An 18596-nucleotide genomic window follows, 5' to 3' on the forward strand; every position below is an offset into this window, starting at 1 on the left:
TTAGAGATGACTATGAGCGGTTTATTGGATTTGCTACCTTTACTGGCATTTTTTTACTTTTCCAAACAGCAAGGGGTATTGGCAGGTGCGGCGGCGTTATTGATTACGACACTGGTGGTATATGTTGTGCATTTTGCCCGGCAAAAAGGCAAGCTCAATAAACAGCAGTGGGTGACGCTGATTTTAACCGTGGGATTTTGTGGGTTAAGCTTAATTTTCCATGACGAAGCGTTTTTAAAATGGAAATCAACCGTCATCAATAGCGTATTTGCAGTTGCCCTCATTATCAGTGTCGCGATAGGTAAACCGCTATTAGAACTGGCAATGAAAAATGTGTTTCGATTGACCCAATCGGGCTGGAATAAACTCACCCTCGCTTGGGCAGGGTATTTCTTACTGATGGCAGGTTTGCAATATTATTTTGCGTTTTTTACCAACAACGATACCTGGATTAATTTTAAAAGCTGGGGATGGATACCGGTGATGTTGGTGTTTTTAATCGGGCAATTTATGTTCTTAAAAAACCATCTAAATCCAGATATACAGCAACAAACCAATGATAAAGGAAAAAACTAAAGGAGAATATAGATGGCACTTTATATTATTATCGGTCATGACGTCCCTGATAGCCTTGAGCTACGCAAACAGTTTCGCCCGGCTCATCTTGAGCGTCTTACGCAGTTAGATGAACAGCACCGTCTAATCATCGCAGGCCCTACGCCCATTGCGCATGGAGAGCCTGAAATGAGTGGCAGTGTATTGGTCGTGGATTTTGACAGCGATGAAGCCGTGCAAGCTTGGGCAAGTGAAGAGCCTTACTTATTAAATGGTGTGTATAGTCATGTGGATATCAAACCTTTTATCCAAGTTTTTCCTAAATCAGTGAGTTAATGTTGGGTTTAACAGTTGTTTGCAGTACATAATTGGCAAAGTCTGGGTGGTGATAGGTGGTAAGCATGAAAAAATTGGTGGGCAGGTTGGCAAACGGCGCAGTGTTATTGACGGTATTACAGGTAACGAGCCTGACCCATGCAGCACCGCAAGTTATCGTCACTGACCCAAAAACAGGACAACCACTCGCCAAACAGCCAGAGATTGCCTCGAGCGTTGCCAGTAGCACCTCACCGATGCAAAACCCCAAACAACCTACCCTTGCCCAGCTCAACCAGCCCACTGACAGCCAGTTGTCCAACGCCAACCAACAACTCTTGGCAAAAAATGCTGAATTACAAAACCAAGTCGATAGTTTAAATACGCAGGTCAAAGTGCTTGTCAATGAGCGCAGTGGACAGATTTTTATCTACGGTGCGGTCACTGCATTACTCAGTGGGATACTTGGTATCGCACTGGGCTGGCTGGTCGCAGGGCGTAAAGGTCGTTGGTAGTCGACTTTACAAGCCTACTATTATAAGCCTAACATTGACTTGCCATGATGCCAAATAACCAAGCCGACCTCCCAAAAAAGCCCACCGTCGCCATCATTGGTGCAGGTCCTGCTGGCCTGATGGCGGCAGATTATCTGCGCCAGTTTGATGTCACAATCCAAGTATTTGAACAAAAACCATCCCCTGCCCGCAAACTGTTGATGGCCGGTAAATCTGGACTCAATATCTCGCACGCTGAGCCCGTTGATACCTTTGTCACACGTTATCAGCCCGACGATTGGTTAACGCCGCATATTCAAGATTTTAATGCGATGCATATCCGTGATTTTATGACCCGCTTAGGGATTGAATCTTTTGTTGGCTCGACAGGTCGCATCTTTCCTACCATGATGAAAGCCTCGCCACTGCTGCGGGCGTGGTTGCAAGCGCTGCAGCAGGACGGCATAACGTTTTTTTATCGGCATAGCTGTGACGACATTGACGGCAAGCAAGCAACTTTTTCGGTAGCGCATGAAAGCGGTAATCTGACTGTTAGCCAAAGCTTTGATGCGATTGTGTTGGCAACGGGCGCGATGTCATGGTCGCGGCTCGGCAGTGATGGCAAGTGGCAGGCATGGCTCAGCGACACAGAATTGACGCCGTTTTATGCCAGCAATGTCGGTATCTGTCGCCCACTGTCGCAGCCTTGGTCAGCGCATTTGCACCGCGATTTTGGCAAAGCATTAAAACGCGTGAAAGCCCAGGTGACATTGCCCGATGGCAAAATTGAGCAGGGTTTTGGCGACATTATTCTCACCCAGTATGGCATGGAAAGCGGGCTGATATACCGGCTCAATCGTGCCATGCGTGAGCAATTAAATCATACGGGCAAGGTATCACTACAACTTGATTTGCTGCCTGATGTGGCTGACGAAAAATTATTGAGTAGTTTAAAAAACCCCAAAAAACAATCGCTAGCTAACCTTTGGCGAAAGGCAGGCCTTGATCCTGTCAAAATCGCCTTACTCAGAGAAATCGTCGCAAAAACGCACTGGCATGATGCCGATAAAATGACAAAAGCAATCAAACAGTTAACGGTAGAATTCGATAGTTTTCGACCGATTGAAGAAGCGATTAGCTGTGGCGGCGGGGTAAAACGCACAGCATTAACCGAGGACTTTGCGCTAAAATCCAATCCTTATGTATTTTGTTGTGGCGAGATGCTTGATTGGGATGCGCCAACGGGTGGCTATCTGCTAACGGCTTGTTTTGCCACAGGCCGAGCCGTCGGACAAGGCGTGGCGCAGTTTTTAGCGTTATCCAAAAAGTTGACGCAATGCACTTGACATAAGGCACTTATTAACTGTTCAGATAGCGACTGTAAAGGTAGGCAAGCAGCAGCACAAGCGCACAAATCGGTAAGCAGACAGGCAAAAACAGCGGATTTTGCATACCGCCGAACACTACCATCAATGAGCCCAATGCCGCCAAAATCGGCGATATCACACCCAGTAACATACTTTTGATATGACCTTGTTGCCATAATCGAAACACAGCAAAGTAAAATACCAAATACAGCAAGTAACTCACCACAATCGCGATTTCTGAAATATCCATATCGCCTAGCAGCTGACTTTTCATCACCGCATAATGCACAGCCGCCCAAAACATAGATAAGGCAAAACCTAGCAGCGCTGAACCAACCGATAGCTGATAGATAGGCGAGACCTGACGCAATTGCGCGCTAAACGGAATCAATGATTTGAGCGCTAAAGAATGCGGCAGACGAATCAGCCCTAATACCAAGCCATTCACCGTACCCATCACCGAAATCACCACAAATACCAAAAAGGCTTTGGCAGCGGTTTCGCCAAATAACTGGGTCGCCACCACATACACACTTTCATCACCCAATGCCATCACTTTTGCGGCACCTAGATATGAGGTAAGTCCAACAAAATACAGCAAATAGCCCAATAAAATCAACATAGGCGCGACGACTAAGGCAATGGGTAAATTACGTTTGGCATGTTTGATTTCCCCTGAAATGCTGGTAGAGACCACCCAGCCATCAAACGAAAACGCAATCGGACCAATGGCACCGAGCCATGCCAAAGACTGGGTCGCTTGACGCGCAGATTCACTTGGATGGGTTAACGCAGCCACAGGGTCGCCATATAAAAACGCCATCAACCCTAGCACAAATAACGGAATTAATTTAACGACAGTGGCAAAGACTTGAAAACGCCCTGCAAACACCGCTGCCATCACATTAAACAGATAACAAATGACAAACCACGTAAGCCCGATGCCCATTTGTAATTCAAGCGATGCCTCTTTTACCCCAAATAACAGGGCGGTGTAAATACCCACTACCCACGTCACCACCACGCCAAGTGTCGGGTAATACAAAAACAATTGAAACCAGCCAATCATCGTAGAAAAATGTGGACTGACAAATTCATCGGCATAGCCAATCAAGCCGCCGTGTGCATCGGTACGTTTTGCCAGTTCAGCAATCGATAGCGAACCGAAAATAATCGCCACCGCCGCCAATACAAAAACCCCTACCCCCAACGCCACATTGCCGTTTGTATATTTTAAAACATTGTCTGCCTTAAAAAATATCCCTGAGCCAATCACAATCCCCACAATCATTGCCAATGCGGTGATTAGGTTATAACGCCCGTTACTTGATTGATTCATGTTGTTACCACACCCAAAAAAAGCTGCATGCCATGTTGCAACGATAAAAAATCAGTTATGCTATACCCCCTAATCGCTGTTTTCAAGCCTTGTATTAGTAATATTTTACTTAGCACTAACTTTTAGTTATTTATTATGGGTCACTGATGTCACAATCTAGCCAACGTCCTGTCACAAGCTCAAGCAAAAGTAGCACCCCACTATCAACCATTCAAACCGCCAAACTGCACTGGCAGTTAGACGATAACGGCGTGACTGTCCCCCGCTCTAGCGAATTTGATGATGTTTATTTTTCCAAAACGGATGGCTTGGCAGAATCTCGCCATGTTTTTATTGATGGCAACAACTTAGCCACTCGCCTCGCTAATTTGCGGAACTTTGAACGATTTGTCATCGGTGAAATTGGTTTTGGCACAGGGCTTAATATCTTGGCTATTTGGCAACTGTGGCAACAAATCAGACCTGACAATCACAGCCATTTACATATCATTACCACCGAAAAATTTCCCCTACGCAAAACTGACCTTGAACAAGCGCTGAGCGTCTGGACAGCGCTTGCTGGGTTATCACAACAGCTCATAGACAACTATCCACCGCCACTGGCTGGCTGCCATCGTTTGAACTGGTTTGATGAACGATTGACGATTGATTTATGGCTTGGCGATGCGACGAGTAGTTTGTCGCAAGTGACTGGGCAAGGTAAAGTCGATGCGTGGCTGCTTGATGGGTTTGCGCCGAGCTGTAACCAAGAGCTTTGGTCAAAGGATTTATTGGCTCAAATCGCAAGATTATCCAAACCTCACACGACTTTGGCGACATTTAGCGTGGCAAGCGCAGTCAAACAGGGGCTAAAACATCACGGTTTTACTTTAGCCAAACGTAAAGGCTTTGGCAAAAAGCGAGAAATGCTCACCGCAAGCTTTCAACCTAAGTTAACATCCGCCAATTTTTGCGAGCTTTATTTTCGCTATAACAAAAAAATTAAACCATTCTTTGTCACCCTACCCTTTACTGACACGTTTGAATCCCGACGTCGTCAGCGTCGAAAAGCCAATAACGTTAAAGGCTTTGAACTACCCAATTTTTCAGCCATCACAAAACCGCTGTCTGTGGCGGTGATTGGGGCTGGGGTAGCGGGGTTAAGCAGTGCGTATGCCTTAGCCGCCCGTGGACACAAGGTCACCATTTTTGATAAAGCGCAACCATTGGCAGGGGCATCAGGCAACATCCGCGGTTTTCTTGCACCAAAACTTACCAGCCTAAAACGCCTTGAAACCAATCTACATGCGATTGGTTATTTGGCAAGCTGTCGATTTTACCCTTATTTGACCGCACAAACCGGTATTAAAATCCTACAAACCACCGGCTGTTTGGATTTACTCTCACACAATCGCTTACAACTTGATGAAGTCAAAGATTTTCCCATTGAATTTGCCCGTTTATTGACTGCTGAACAAGCCAAAGCAAAAGTCGGTTATGAGGTTGGGCAAGCGATATTTTTGCCCAATGCCGGGTTAATCACTACCGCAAACTTTGCCAATGCTGTTTTAGGCCACCCCAATATCAGCTTTCAAACTGAGGAATTAACCTGTTTTCAGCAAGCCTATTTTCAGCAAGATTGCGACCAAGTGCTATTAACATTCACTGAGCGTCAGCAGTTTTTTGACCATGTGATTTTGTGCATGGCTTTAGACACCTGCGATTTTCTACCCACCATCAAACGCTTTAATCACAGCCGTGGGCAAGTGACGTGGTTTGCTGTCGATGAGCATGATAAAGCACAGTTGCCAAAACTGCCGTTAAAGTATGGCAGTTATTACGCCAGTTTTAACGAAAACAGTAAACGCCATGTCATGCTTGGGGCAAGTTTTGTCAGGGATACCTTGGATACCACGCCAGCAGTTGCTGACCATCAGATGAATGTGGCAGATTTGGCGGATGCGGTGCCCGATTTGGTCAATAACACCGATATATTTACCGTCGAAAAAAACATCCCCCATTGGCAGGGTCGCGCCACTATCCGTAGCCAAACCGTGGATTATCTACCCCTAGTTGGGCAGGTGTGGCAAGCGGGTTATGAAAGCACCAGCCGAGTCTGGAGCTTTTCAGCATTGGGGTCAAAAGGCTATGCTTATGCCCCGATTTGTAGTGAGCTGTTGGCGGGACTGATGTGTGGAGAAGTTTTGCCATTGTCTGAAAAGATGGTCAACAGTTTAAGTCCCAATCGCAAGGTCATTCGACGCTAAGTTATTTTCTCAGCAGTTTTTGATAAACCAAACTGCGTAAACTATTTGGCAATAATCGCACCGGTAAGCGAATGGCGAGGTTTTTAAGCAGTTGCGCAATATGCAAAAACCCTTGTTGATAAAAGCTTTGCTGAATAGCCCACTCGTAACGGGCATACGCCAAGCCCCCGCGCCGTTCATACATCGCATCCCCTGCCCGTGCATACACCAGCACCTCGGACAAATTGGCAAACTGATAGTCAGCGACCAACAACCGCACCCACAAATCATAGTCTTCAAACAGCGGCGCATGCCGATAGCTACCGACCGCTTGTACCGCTGATTTTTTGAAGGCAACCGTCATGTGGTTGATGGGATTGCGCGACTTGGCTGAGGCAAAAATTGCCTCGTGTGAGGTTGGCACCGTGCGAGATTTTTTCCCCTGTGATAGCTGCTTTTCAAATTCAATGATTTGCCCGCCCAACACGTCAATTTCGGGATGATTTTGGATAAAGTTGATTTGCTGCTCAAAGCGGTTAGCCACACAGATATCATCCGTATCCATACGCATGACCCAGTCATGTTGACAAGCGTTTAGACCTGCATTCAAAGCCTGTCCAAGCCCGACGTTTTTTATTAAAGCGATAATCGTTAACGGCAGTTGCGGCTTAAACTCTTGTACCACTTTTTGTAATGCCAAATTGATTGGACCATCAAAAACCAAAACAATCTCATCGGCTTGGCGTGTTTGATTGACCAGGCTGGCTAGACATTCGGCTAGAAATTCAGGGTTTTCTTTGTCATACAGCGACATCAGTACAGAAAATTTCATGTTAATTCACCCAGCCAAGTCAATGCCACATCCTTTTTTACTTTACGGGCAAACCAATAGCCATTAAATTTCGCCTGCTCAAGCTTTAATAAATCCAAATAAATCGGGCTATTACCATTATTTACATTTTTGTCAAAAATAATTTGTCGGCGGTTATCATTACTTAGGCGAATTTGATTGGTTAATTTTTCAGTAATTAGGGTTTGAAAAAAGTGTTCATCGGGCACCAGCTTGTGACGGAAAAAATCACTGTATTCATCGGTAAAAGGCATAATTTTTTCCCAGTCTGCACGCGTCACTGAAAACCACTGTGAGCCAAAATAAATGGGTGAGTGATAAGTTTTTATTTTTGCCACGCCTTGTTGCAGTTTGGTGATGATTTTACCCGTCAATTGCCGTTGCCAGTCGCTGTCGGCATGGGGACTGTCCATAATAAAGCGATAGGCATACTGTGGCGCCATCTCACAGGTCATCATCGCCTGAAAATCAAACCGCTGTTGCCACTGTTTTTCTATCACTTCAAATGGTTGTAACACCACATCTTCACCGCTTACCAGATGAAAATAAGCATTGTCCTCATTGGCAAACGCTGGTTCAAACAATTTTAATGTTGCTTCAATTTGGCTAAACCCGCCCCAACGCACCGATACCCTGTCGCTGAGCAAAACGACATTGGCTAGCTGTGCAGTCTCAGCCTCAGGAAAATAATTAGATTTAGCATCCATATGCACATAAAAATTGACGTTGGGCTGAATTTTCGCCAGATTAATAAAATAACTGATATCTTGGTGGGCTTGTATAAGTAAGGCGTGTTTTTTCATGCAGTTACCCTTTGAACCCATTTAGATTATCTGCGTCATCTAAATTAATGAGGGTAAAACCACGACTGGCAAGAAACTGATACGCATCAGGGAATTTATCCCACAGCGCTTGGGTATACACCATAAATACTTGGGTACGGGGAAATTCTTTGATCGAAAACACAGCAGTGCTGATAAAGGTATAAATTTCAAAGCGTTGATGGGGGTTTTGTTGCAATGCCTCGCTTAGATAATCTTCAATGATTTTATCGCTATGAATCACTGGCAAAAGATGGCTAAAATCCAAATTTTCTCGCGGGTGGGGACAAAATGCGTCAAGGTGAAATGCCTTGACCATTGTTTCTACAATATCAGCATAAGCTTTGTCACCGATAAAATTGTCGAGGGCTTGCCCCAATAACAGCCGTTTTACCGGCAAATTTTTATCAGGCTGATTGTCTACTTTATCAAACAAATAAACAGACTCGGTAGCGTCTATGATATTTTTTTCCTGGGGGAAAATGGTGAAATGCTTTTTGGAGATAGCCAAAATACTAGGGATACTGGGATAAGTAATGCCCACGGCGTGTTTAAACAGTTGTAATGGCAAGGATTTTGGTAACGGTTGAAAATAGCTAGAATTGGGGAAAATATTAGCGGTGCCGTCATCAAAGGTATACAGCTGTTGGAATGTTACTTTAGAAATAACATATTGCAAAAACAACACGTCAATACTGGCAAGATAGACGTTTTCGATAGGTTTTTGCCAAATATCAAGCGTGTTAAGTGTGGTTTTGATGTGGTTTAGGGTGGCAAAACGTTCGCCCCATGTTTTATTGTTCAGTTCGATAAAGGCGGATTTTTCGCAGACCCGCTCAAGTTGGTCAAAATAATAACGGTGTTTGGGCTCGCTTTTTGAATGGGCGCCATACGGCAAATAAAGCCCTATAAAGGGGGTACTGTGCTTCTTAATAATTTGCTTGGCAATCAACACTTGCAAGGGGGTGATACAAAGAATAAGATTCATGGCGTTTTTTTGACCTTTTCCACCTGCAGCGTATAATAATATAACAGCGGCAAAATCACCACGCCACTAATAATAGTCGCATACGGCACCACCGCCAGTGATACGCCACTTAACACCCACAAGGCAACCAAATACACCACCGTTGAGATGACGGAACACAGCGAAATTTGCGCGCTTTTGGCATGATAAAACAAAAAATTCACCAACAATAAATACGGAATTATCAGCGAAAACGCCAGTACAAACATCACCACATAATACTGGCTTTGGGCAAAATCTGCCCCCAATAACCACGCCATCAATGACGACGGCATCGCCCAAGCCATGGCAGTCAATATAACAGGCACCATCAAACTCAGCCAAAACAGTCGATGCAATTGCATCACTGTCATGCGCTGCGATTTTAGCCGTTCATATAAGTGAGGCACCAGCGCAGAATTGACCGCCATAATCACAATGGTCAAGCTGCTAGCGACTTGCACCCCTGCCGAATATACGCCTAGCTCATGACTGCTAAACCGCTCGTGAATCAACACTCGGTCAAGTTGCCCTTTGATGGTATAGCTTAACCCATGTAACAGCAGCGGCAAGCCTAGGGTTAAAATATAACCCAGTCCCAGTTTGAGCCGTTTTGGGGTAAAGCGAAATTTGATAGCAAATTGGTATTTTGCCCACGCCAACGCTGCCACAAAAGTAAACCCATGCGCCAAGATAATCGCGATAAGACGCTGGGCAACTTTATCCGTGGTATCGCCCGCAAAAAACTGAAAAATCAGCACCGTCCATAGCAAATTGCCCAAGGCTAAGCCCAGTTGGATGGTGAGATAGCTAAACGGGCGCTTTTGGCATTGCCGCAGTGCCAGTTGGTTTTGCACCAAGGTTTGCAAAAAGGCAGTAAAAAAGCAGTAAAATAGCAATTCGCTATGTAACAGCCAACTAATCGCTGTGCCAATCAGCAGCACGCCCACGCTATATAGCCCGCCTGCCAATAAGATATTGCCCAGCCCATGCCTGCCATACACATAAAAATAACGGGTCAAAGCGCCATTTTGCGACAGGCTCATGGCGATTACAATAAATGCCGTGAGCGATAAATAATAGGACAAATCACCAAAGCCCGTGGTGCCTAAGACCCGTGTCAAATAGGGCAATAGCAAAAATGGCACAGCTTTGGCGGTCATCTCGCCCACCACATAAATCAGGCTGTCTTTGAGCAAGGCAGAGTGTGTTAAACGTTTGATTTTATTTAACATTACCTTTCAAGGACATCCCACGAGGTAGCGGTATTGGCTTGGATATCCGTTATCACTTTTTTGCCCATTAATTCATCATAAAACTTCGGGGCAAGCCCAAAACCAGGGCGAACGCTACGGATACAGCTTTCATCAATCACATCCCCTGCCGTCATGTCTTTGACAAAATACAGTGAACGGCGAAATTGCGCATTGCCGATTTCGCTTGATTTTCGCCCATAATCGACTTGTCCGAGCGACTGCCAAGCGGTTTTGCTATCACGGCAGAGCGCGGTGAGTTCGTCTTTTTCCAGTGAAAAGCTGTCATCCGCCCCGCCGCCATTGCGGTCTAGGGTGACGTGTTTTTCAATGATACACGCCCCCAATGCCACGCTTGTCACGGCGGTGGTGTTGTCAAGCGTATGGTCGGATAAGCCAATCGGCACGCCAAAACGGCGCTGCATATCGGTGATGGTACGCAGGTTATAGTCCTGTGCGGGAGCTGGGTAGCCACTCACGCAGTGCAATAACGCAAGCTGCTTGCAGCCGCCATCACGAGCGGCGGCAATCGCCTCGGCAATTTCGGTTTGGTCCGCCATCCCTGTGGAGATAATCATCGGTTTGCCAGTACTTGCTACATATTTGATAAGCGGTAAATCAATGGCTTCAAACGAAGCGATTTTGTACGCTGGGGCGTTCAAATCCTCGAGCAAATCCACCGCAGTCAAGTCAAACGGTGAGCTAAACATGGTGATACCGACTTTGTGGGCGTGCTCAAACAATGGTTTATGCCAGTCCCACGGCGTGTAAGCTTCTTGGTACAAGTCATATAAGGTACGCCCGTCCCACAGTCCCCCATGAATTTGGAAGTCAGCGGCGGTGCTGTTGAGGGTGATGGTATCTGCGGTGTAAGTTTGCATTTTGACCGCATCAGCACCGCACGCCTTTGCCATGTCAATGATACGGTAAGCGTTATTGATGTCGCCGTTGTGGTTGGCGGACATTTCAGCAATGATATATGGCGCATGGTCAATGCCGATTGGGCGATTGTTAATGCTGAAATTTTGATTCATATTTTGATTCATAGACACCCCGTTTTTTTCATATATACCCCACTCAGACCCACCCCTAAAATAAAAAATCTTGCGATTTTAATTCAAACTCAACCACATCATACACTTTTTCACCCACGCCAAAATGCTGTTTTAATACGCCTGTTTCGCTAAATCCCAATTTACGATGTAACGCCAGTGACGCGGTATTATATGCCAGCACTTGCGCGGTGATTTTGCCAATATCTGTGGTATTGAAAATCTGTGCAATCGCCAAAACCCCCAATGCAAAGCCAAGCCCCTGCCCTTTTGCGCTATTAGGGGATAAATAAAACCCCCAACTGGCGGTTTTTTCATTCGGGCTTGATGCATTTGCCAACTGCAGCGTCTGGTATTTATCCACCGTTATTTGGGTAACATTGACTAGCCCCATCGGCTCACCGCCTTTACTCCCATCCGTTTCAAAAATCAGCAAATGCACATTGGCACGGTCAAGCTGTTTGCCATACCACTTTTCATGGTCAGCAAGGGCAATTTCATCTTGTCCAAACATCCACTGGCGCACATCGATGTGATTGCGCCATTGCCAAATCATCTGGCTATCGGCTTGGGTCGCTTGTCGCAGTTGACAATGTTGAAATTTTTTCGCAAATTCAATCCAGTGCGCAACCCGTTTAGCCCCTTGCCCATCGACCAACTTGGCAGATTGGCGGCTGAATTTTCCATAATTGTCGACCAGTTCGCTCAACAAGCGGGGCAGTTGCTCATCCAATGTAGCCATGTCAGTTACCACTTTAACCAGGTTTTTATCCGCCAACGCTTTGGCAATCACCTGTTGGTTATCGGCAAGCACGATCAGCACCATCGGTAAGCCCAAACAACAGCGCTCCCAGGTGGTGCTTCCTGCTGCCCCAATTGCAAGGTCAGCATTTGCCATCAATTGCGCCATATTAGTCACATTGACAAGTACCGCACACGCAAAACTTGCGTGTTTAGCAAACCTTTGTACACTTTCGATATGCGGCGCGGTTTTGCCCATGACGACAGTCACGTTAAATGCTTGCGTAGATTGTTGGACAAAGATATTGAGACTTTGCAAAATCTTGAGTGTGACATTATCATTATCGACACCGCCAAGATTGACCAATATATTGTTGGGCGGCTGTACGCTTTTACGTCTGCTTAGGCTTATCGCTCGCCAGTTGGCAAACTCATCCCGTAATAGTGTATAACGTGTACCTAGTAGTCGCTGGCAATCACTTGGCACAAGCGGTTGATAATCTCCGTTTTTTCGCCCAAAATTTTGGTCGAGCAAAATCTCACAGTCGTGCGTTCTGTCGGCTAAATCGTCAATGGCTAAAATTTTAAGGTTTGGCAAAAGTCGTTTAGCTTGTTGCTCCCAATTTTTGCCAATCGCATAATGGTCGATAATCAGCCAATCTGGCTTTAACGCTTGCAAGATGGGTTTACACTCAGCAAAATCATCGCTTTCACTGGCGCCTAGCCACTCGCTATGGGCATGCTGTTTGATAAAATCTGCAATCCCACTTTTGGCTAACAGATGCACAGCAAAACCTTTTTGCCCAATCAAATCCGCCAAATGCCCGTCATGCTGACGACAAATAAACGAGATGTCATGCCCTTGCTGTTTTAACCGGTCAGCGAGCGTGAGACAACGCATGATATGACCGCTACCCATCGTTAAACTTGCGTCTGCTCGGACCACGATCTTCATGCTAGCGCCAATTGCGCTTGGTATAGACGCTCAGCAAATCGCCAATCATTTTCATCATCAATATCAACAACGCTGTATTTTGGCAACACATAGCCTAGGGCATGATTATGGATTTTATCCTCGCTGAGCCATGCTTCACGACTGCCCCAATAAAATTGCCCTGCGTCAAAATAAGCCTGCGTCAAATCTTGGGTTCGGGTGAGCTCATGTTGGCTAAACATGCTCGACACTTCACCGGCATCGCTTAATTTTAGTGAGCGTAATACATTGGATTCAAATTCTAAAACCGGAAAACAATACAAACTGTTGGATGACTGCCAGCGCTCAAAACTGTCGGTTAAATACTGCGATTTTAATAACGGCGTACAGGGGTATAGACAGCAGATATGGCTAGCTTTTGGCATGCTCTGCAGCACATGCCGAATCACCGCAGCAGTAGTGGCGTAATCATCGGCAAGCTCGGCCGGTCTTCGGCTGACAGTAGCACCATGGTGTCGAGCGATATCGGCAATAGCGCCATCATCAGTGGAGACGATAATCTGCTCAAACAATTGGCTGTTTTTTGCCGTTTCAATGGCACGAGCCAGCATGGGTTTGCCACAAAAATCTTTGATGTTTTTGCGCGGAATGCGTTTACTCCCCCCACGGGCAGGGATGATACAGACCTTCATTATGCTAATGCCTGATAAATTGCATTGACCACTTGCGCTTGAGAGGCTTCGCTCAAGTCATAATACAATGGCAAACTAATGGCTTGTGCATAGTAGCTCTCGGCATGGGGAAAATCGCCTTGTTTAAAGCCCAACTTGGCATAATAAGGCTGGGTATGCACTGGAATATAATGCACATTCACCCCGATATTTTGCGCCCGCAAACTGTCAAACACTTGCTTACGCGTTTTGCCACTGTCTGCTGTTAGTTGAATGGGATATAAATGAAACCCCGAATAATTAGCAGGATTGCGATAAGGCAACATAATCGGTAAGTCTTTGAGTAAGTCATCATACCGCTTGGCAAGCTGATGACGGCGAGCCACAAACTCATCCAACTTTGTCATTTGACTGACCCCCAATGCACCTTGCAATTCGGTCATGCGATAGTTAAAGCCCAAATCAATTTGCTGATAATACCAACCACCGTCAGGTTCGTGGGTCATTAGATTGGCATCACGGGTGATACCATGACTACGGAGCAACTGCATTTTTTCCGCCAACACGGGGTCATTCGTTGTTGCCAGTCCGCCTTCTGCGGTGGTAATGATTTTGACAGGGTGAAAGCTAAACACAGTAATGTCGCTAAACTCACAGTTGCCGATTGGTTGATTATGGTATTTGCCACCAATGGCATGGGAGGCGTCCTCAATAACCTTAAAGCCATATTGCTGTGATAGCGCATGAATGGCCGCCATATCACAGGGCTCACCGGTGAAATGCACGGGAATGACTATTTTTGGCAAGCGGTTTTCAGCTTTGGCAACTTTCAACTTGGCTTCTAGCGCCTCCACTGACATATTGAGCGTTAGCGGATCGATATCCACAAAATCAATGTTAGCACCACAGTACAATCCACAGTTGGCAGATGCGGTAAAGGTAATCGGCGTGGTCCACAGCCAGTCGTCTTTGCCCTTTTCACCTTGACCAAGCCCCAATGCCAAACAAGCAATATGCAGTGCTGACGTCGCGCTATTCACCGCCACGCCAAACTTTGCCCCCGTATAGGTAGCGACTCGTTCTTCAAACGCCGGTACTTGACTACCTTGGGTCAAAAAATCAGACTGTAGCACGGCAACCACTGCGTCAATATCAGTTTGGGTGATATGCTGACGACCATAAGGGATAAATTGATTTGCCATAATATTTGCCCAAAGGTGTTTGTTATTAAGTGGTTTTGTTATCAAGGGTTAGCGATTAAATTTTACCAATTTTTGCTTTGTTGGTTTCAATCCATTCTTGTAGTTGTCCAGTCGTCATCCACTCACTGTTATTATCACTGGCGTACACGAAGCCTTCTGGCACCTTAACACCATCTTTGATACGCTCAGGCGTCTCATCCCAGCCATTAATTGCGGGCAAGATTTTAAAATGCTCAGGATATTCGTAGGTGTGAAAAGAATCTTCGGCACTAATCATTTGCTCATGCAATTTCTCGCCAGGACGAATACCAATGATTTTTTGCTCAGCAGTGGCAGAAACGGCAGTTGCCAAATCTGGCATGGTCATGGAGGGGATTTTTTTGACATAAATTTCGCCGCCCACCATGTCGTCAAATGCATGCCAAACCAGTTCCACGCCTTGCTCAAGCGAAATCATAAAACGGGTCATACGCGGGTCTGTAATGGTCAGTACGCCACTGTCTTTAATGGATAGAAAATACGGAATCACCGAGCCACGACTCCCCATGACATTGCCATAACGTACCACCGAAAAGCGTGTGCCATGCTCCCCTGAATAGGCGTTTCCTGCGACAAACAGTTTGTCCGATGCCAATTTGGTCGCGCCATATAGATTTACTGGACTGGACGCTTTGTCAGTCGATAAGGCAACGACTTTTTTCACCCCTTTATCAATACAGGCATCGATTAAATTCATTGCGCCGTTGATATTGGTTTTGACACATTCAAACGGATTATATTCGGCAGTGGGCACGATTTTGGTTGCTGCCGCATGTACCACATAATCCACCCCATCAAGCGCTCTATATAGACGGTCTTTATCACGCACATCACCGATAAAAAAACGTACACGCGGGTCGCCTTGGTACAGTTTTGCCATTTCCCACTGTTTCATCTCATCCCGCGAGAGAATAATCAGTTTTTTGGGATTGTATTTTTCAAGCGTCATCGGCACAAAGGTATGCCCAAATGAGCCTGTCCCGCCTGTCACTAAAATGGTTGAATTGGTTAACATAGTGCACTACCTATTATGGCTAAAGTTATTTGTCGCAGTTTATCTAGCCCCAAAACCTGTCAGCATGGTTTGAATGGTTTTGAGTACAATCAAGATATCTAATGCAAAAGAAATATGTTTAATATAATAAAAATCGTACTGTACCTTAAGCGCTGTCTCATCGGTATCACTGGCATACCCTTGTGTGACCTGCGCCCATCCAGAAATACCGGGTTTGACGATATGGCGATAATTATAAAAAGGGATGGTTTTTTCAAAGGTTTTGACAAAACTTAGCTGTTCGGGTCTCGGTCCAATCAGGCTCATATCGCCTTTGAGCACATTCAAAAATTGCGGCAACTCATCGATACGGGTTTTACGAATAAACTTACCGACTTTAGTCACACGAGGGTCATTTTGTTGCGCCAGTTTTGCCCCGTTTTTTTCTGAGTCAAAGCGCATACTGCGAAATTTATAGATTTTAAACAATTTTCCGCCTTGCCCGACCCGCTCTTGGACAAATATAGCCTTACCCGGACTTTCCAACCGTATCGCAATGACAGTTATCAGCGCAATCAGCAATACCAAGGGTGAGACCAATAAAATCGCTATAATATCAATCAGTTGTTTAAACCATAAATAGGTTTGCGAAGGCAACAACGAACCCAATTCGTTTTCATATAAATGATGAATCGGCAGACGACCCGTCAAAGACTCATACACTTGGCGGTTATTATACACCGGTCTGCCCTGTAACGTTTGCTCGGTTAAAAATCGCTGCCAGTCTTCATCGAGTGCAGGCGATGACAGGTCTGCTACTATCGCTTGCACCTTTTTGGATTGTATGGCATCCAGATGCGGTTTTTCAAGACGCAGCCAATGGATCTGAAAAATTGCTTCAAAGTTTTGACAATGCCCCAGTGGAATATACGCCATATAAGGTTGGTGCGCTTTTTGCTCAAGTAAAAACGACAAAAAGAAAAACACTACCCCGATAACGCCCGATAAGCCAAAATAATATAGCGAATACGGCAGCCGAAAAACGATAATCACCATGCCTAACAGCATCATCACCAACAATAAGGTTGGCAACACAAAGCTGATGGAGCGTTGACCTGGAAACTCGGTGAGTTTGCGCAGACCAAGGGTAACTAGCAACACACCCAACGTGGCTAACACCATACTGTTAAACTCAGTAATGAGCCAGCGCCCCTGCAAAAAGCGCATTCGCCACATCAGCAAGGCGGGCAACACCACCACAACCAACCATCCCACGATAAGTCGGAACGCGATATTTTGCCATACTGAGAAAATTACTCGCTGCATTATGGTTTGAGTCCTGTTTTTTCAGGGTTGGCGTCACGCCATTGTTGAAACTCACGGTATAAAGCTGCAAATGTCGCAGGATCTTGTTTGGCAAGGTTGCCCAAATCGGTCTCGACATTATCACAATCCGACAAGTTTTTTACCATGACACAAGCCGCTTCGATATGTTTTAATGCCGCTTGCTGGTCACCTTTATAGGCTAAGAACTGTGCATAGGCTAATATATTATACTGGGAAGAATCGGTATTTAGCACCTCTTCAAAGATGGCTTCTTTGACGCTTGCCTGATGGCGATTAATCGGCACTTGCATGGCAAGGATGCGGTCATGATAGGCACTAAAGCCAAACACGTCATTTTGATAGTCAATTCCTTTGTCTTGGTTTAGATGATTGGTGTGCTTGATAAAGCGATTATAATCCAAATAATTGAGATGAAAATATTGCCAAATATAGTAGCCTGATAACATCGCCAAACCCACCATAACAACAGACATGGCTTTTCTTAGTTTGGGTTGCCACACAAAATGCCAGTTGCGCTGTTCAATCAATGCCAAAAACAAGGCAAACACCGCGAGATAACGAAAATACCATAACGGGTATTCGACACTGGCATACAAGATACTGGCGATGACAAACGCCAGTGCAATCGCGCTTTCGCTGCTATGGCGCAGATGAATCGCCCGTACCAGTAGCCAAACAATCGGCACAAAGCATAGCGCGCCTAACACACCTAGTTCCGCCAAAATCATGGTGGCAAAATTGTGGGAATGGTCGGCAATCTCTGGCCATTTAAAATATTGGGCATAATCAACGCTTGCGCCCATGTAGTTGTTCCAGCCCACCCCTGTGAGCACATGGTCATGAAATATCATCATGGCGCGTTCGCTCATCGCCGCGCGGTTCCCCTGCCCGCCTGCCATACGGCTCACCGCCCCAAGCTGATTGGCACTGCTATAATTACTAATCCAGCTTGCGCCCATATAGTACAGCACAAATACAATAAGACCAAAAACGCTAGCCGATAATTTGCTTTTCCACGCTATCGGCTGGGTCAAAAAGAAAATGGGAATCACCGCCAACATCATCACCAGACCCGCCCGACTTTGGGTCAAGGCAAGCCCGATGGTAAATATCACAAACAATACCATCAAGCCAAACCGCGCATATTGTCGGTATCGACCAATCAGCCATTGCGGCGCGTTCAACCTTTCTTGAAACGACTGCTGCAGTTGATAAATCACCCCACACAGTGCCAACACAAACGCATAGCCTGCGTGATTGGCTTGCCCAAAGTTGCCGTCATAGCGTCCGCCATTGGCGTTACCACGGGCAATCACCCAACCTTTATAATCAATCTGATAGCCGCTCATTTGCATCATTTGAATCATAAAGGTGATGATTGCCATGAGATA

The 18596-nt window shown here is 45.8% G+C and carries 17 protein-coding genes; 5 read left to right on the top strand and 12 right to left on the bottom strand.

Annotated elements, in window-relative coordinates; all coding sequences use genetic code 11:
• The first annotated feature begins 12 nt into the window (after positions 1 to 12).
• The 4 genes from RTR63_RS08385 (at position 13) to RTR63_RS08400 (ending at position 2710) form a co-directional block, all read left to right on the top strand.
• A complete protein-coding gene (locus RTR63_RS08385) occupies positions 13 to 576 on the top strand; it encodes an inner membrane-spanning protein YciB (protein ID WP_065253667.1) in 564 nt (187 codons plus the stop codon).
• 12 nt (positions 577 to 588) lie between these two features.
• Positions 589 to 891, top strand: coding sequence for a YciI family protein (locus tag RTR63_RS08390; protein WP_036596952.1), 303 nt, complete (start codon positions 589 to 591; stop codon positions 889 to 891).
• Between the two features lie 65 nt (positions 892 to 956).
• Positions 957 to 1385 (top strand): SH3 domain-containing protein, encoded by a 429-nt coding sequence (locus RTR63_RS08395; RefSeq protein ID WP_095356807.1) that lies wholly within the window; start codon positions 957 to 959, stop codon positions 1383 to 1385.
• Between the two features lie 44 nt (positions 1386 to 1429).
• Positions 1430 to 2710 carry a TIGR03862 family flavoprotein gene (locus RTR63_RS08400; RefSeq protein ID WP_312523679.1) on the top strand — a complete coding sequence of 427 codons (1281 nt, stop codon included), beginning with the start codon at positions 1430 to 1432 and terminating at the stop codon, positions 2708 to 2710.
• Positions 2711 to 2723: 13 nt separating this feature from the next.
• On the opposite strand, the gene RTR63_RS08405 is transcribed toward RTR63_RS08400, so the two are convergent.
• Positions 2724 to 4070: an APC family permease gene (locus RTR63_RS08405; RefSeq protein WP_312523681.1), complete on the bottom strand. Its 1347-nt coding sequence runs from the start codon at positions 4068 to 4070 to the stop codon at positions 2724 to 2726.
• A 146-nt stretch (positions 4071 to 4216) separates the two neighbouring features.
• Between RTR63_RS08405 and mnmC1 the strand changes: the two genes are divergently transcribed.
• Positions 4217 to 6316, top strand: coding sequence for an FAD-dependent 5-carboxymethylaminomethyl-2-thiouridine(34) oxidoreductase MnmC1 (mnmC1, locus tag RTR63_RS08410; RefSeq protein WP_312523683.1), 2100 nt, complete (start codon positions 4217 to 4219; stop codon positions 6314 to 6316).
• A 1-nt stretch (position 6317) separates the two neighbouring features.
• Here mnmC1 and RTR63_RS08415 read toward each other — a convergent pair whose 3' ends face one another.
• The 11 genes from RTR63_RS08415 to RTR63_RS08465 form a co-directional block, all read right to left on the bottom strand.
• A complete protein-coding gene (locus RTR63_RS08415) occupies positions 6318 to 7127 on the bottom strand; it encodes a glycosyltransferase (RefSeq protein ID WP_312523685.1) in 810 nt (269 codons plus the stop codon).
• Positions 7124 to 7948: a beta-1,6-N-acetylglucosaminyltransferase gene (locus tag RTR63_RS08420; RefSeq protein WP_282841268.1), complete on the bottom strand. Its 825-nt coding sequence runs from the start codon at positions 7946 to 7948 to the stop codon at positions 7124 to 7126. Before RTR63_RS08420 ends, RTR63_RS08415 begins: the two co-directional genes overlap by 4 nt.
• A gap of 4 nt (positions 7949 to 7952) precedes the next feature.
• On the bottom strand, positions 7953 to 8954 hold the full coding sequence (locus RTR63_RS08425; RefSeq protein ID WP_312523688.1) for a glycosyltransferase family 52: 1002 nt from the start codon (positions 8952 to 8954) through the stop codon (positions 7953 to 7955).
• Positions 8951 to 10207 carry an oligosaccharide flippase family protein gene (locus RTR63_RS08430; RefSeq protein WP_312523690.1) on the bottom strand — a complete coding sequence of 419 codons (1257 nt, stop codon included), beginning with the start codon at positions 10205 to 10207 and terminating at the stop codon, positions 8951 to 8953. Before RTR63_RS08430 ends, RTR63_RS08425 begins: the two co-directional genes overlap by 4 nt.
• Positions 10207 to 11259: a pseudaminic acid synthase gene (gene pseI / locus RTR63_RS08435; RefSeq protein WP_312523692.1), complete on the bottom strand. Its 1053-nt coding sequence runs from the start codon at positions 11257 to 11259 to the stop codon at positions 10207 to 10209. Before pseI ends, RTR63_RS08430 begins: the two co-directional genes overlap by 1 nt.
• Before the next feature lie 55 nt (positions 11260 to 11314).
• On the bottom strand, positions 11315 to 12973 hold the full coding sequence (pseG, locus tag RTR63_RS08440) for a UDP-2,4-diacetamido-2,4,6-trideoxy-beta-L-altropyranose hydrolase (protein WP_312523694.1): 1659 nt from the start codon (positions 12971 to 12973) through the stop codon (positions 11315 to 11317).
• A complete protein-coding gene (pseF, locus tag RTR63_RS08445) occupies positions 12970 to 13644 on the bottom strand; it encodes a pseudaminic acid cytidylyltransferase (protein ID WP_312523696.1) in 675 nt (224 codons plus the stop codon). The genes pseG and pseF overlap by 4 nt, the downstream gene beginning before the upstream one ends.
• A complete protein-coding gene (pseC, locus tag RTR63_RS08450) occupies positions 13644 to 14825 on the bottom strand; it encodes a UDP-4-amino-4,6-dideoxy-N-acetyl-beta-L-altrosamine transaminase (RefSeq protein WP_312523698.1) in 1182 nt (393 codons plus the stop codon). The genes pseF and pseC overlap by 1 nt, the downstream gene beginning before the upstream one ends.
• Before the next feature lie 55 nt (positions 14826 to 14880).
• Positions 14881 to 15879: a UDP-N-acetylglucosamine 4,6-dehydratase (inverting) gene (pseB, locus tag RTR63_RS08455; RefSeq protein WP_007115167.1), complete on the bottom strand. Its 999-nt coding sequence runs from the start codon at positions 15877 to 15879 to the stop codon at positions 14881 to 14883.
• 39 nt (positions 15880 to 15918) lie between these two features.
• On the bottom strand, positions 15919 to 17184 hold the full coding sequence (locus tag RTR63_RS08460) for an exopolysaccharide biosynthesis polyprenyl glycosylphosphotransferase (protein ID WP_312523700.1): 1266 nt from the start codon (positions 17182 to 17184) through the stop codon (positions 15919 to 15921).
• The coding region (locus RTR63_RS08465; protein WP_312523701.1) for a PglL family O-oligosaccharyltransferase at positions 17184 to 18596 on the bottom strand (1413 nt) is incomplete at its 5' end. The genes RTR63_RS08465 and RTR63_RS08460, both read right to left, overlap by 1 nt.

Source organism: Moraxella sp. CTOTU47724, from assembly GCF_032014955.1.
In the GTDB taxonomy this organism is placed as follows: domain Bacteria; phylum Pseudomonadota; class Gammaproteobacteria; order Pseudomonadales; family Moraxellaceae; genus Faucicola; species Faucicola tetraodonis.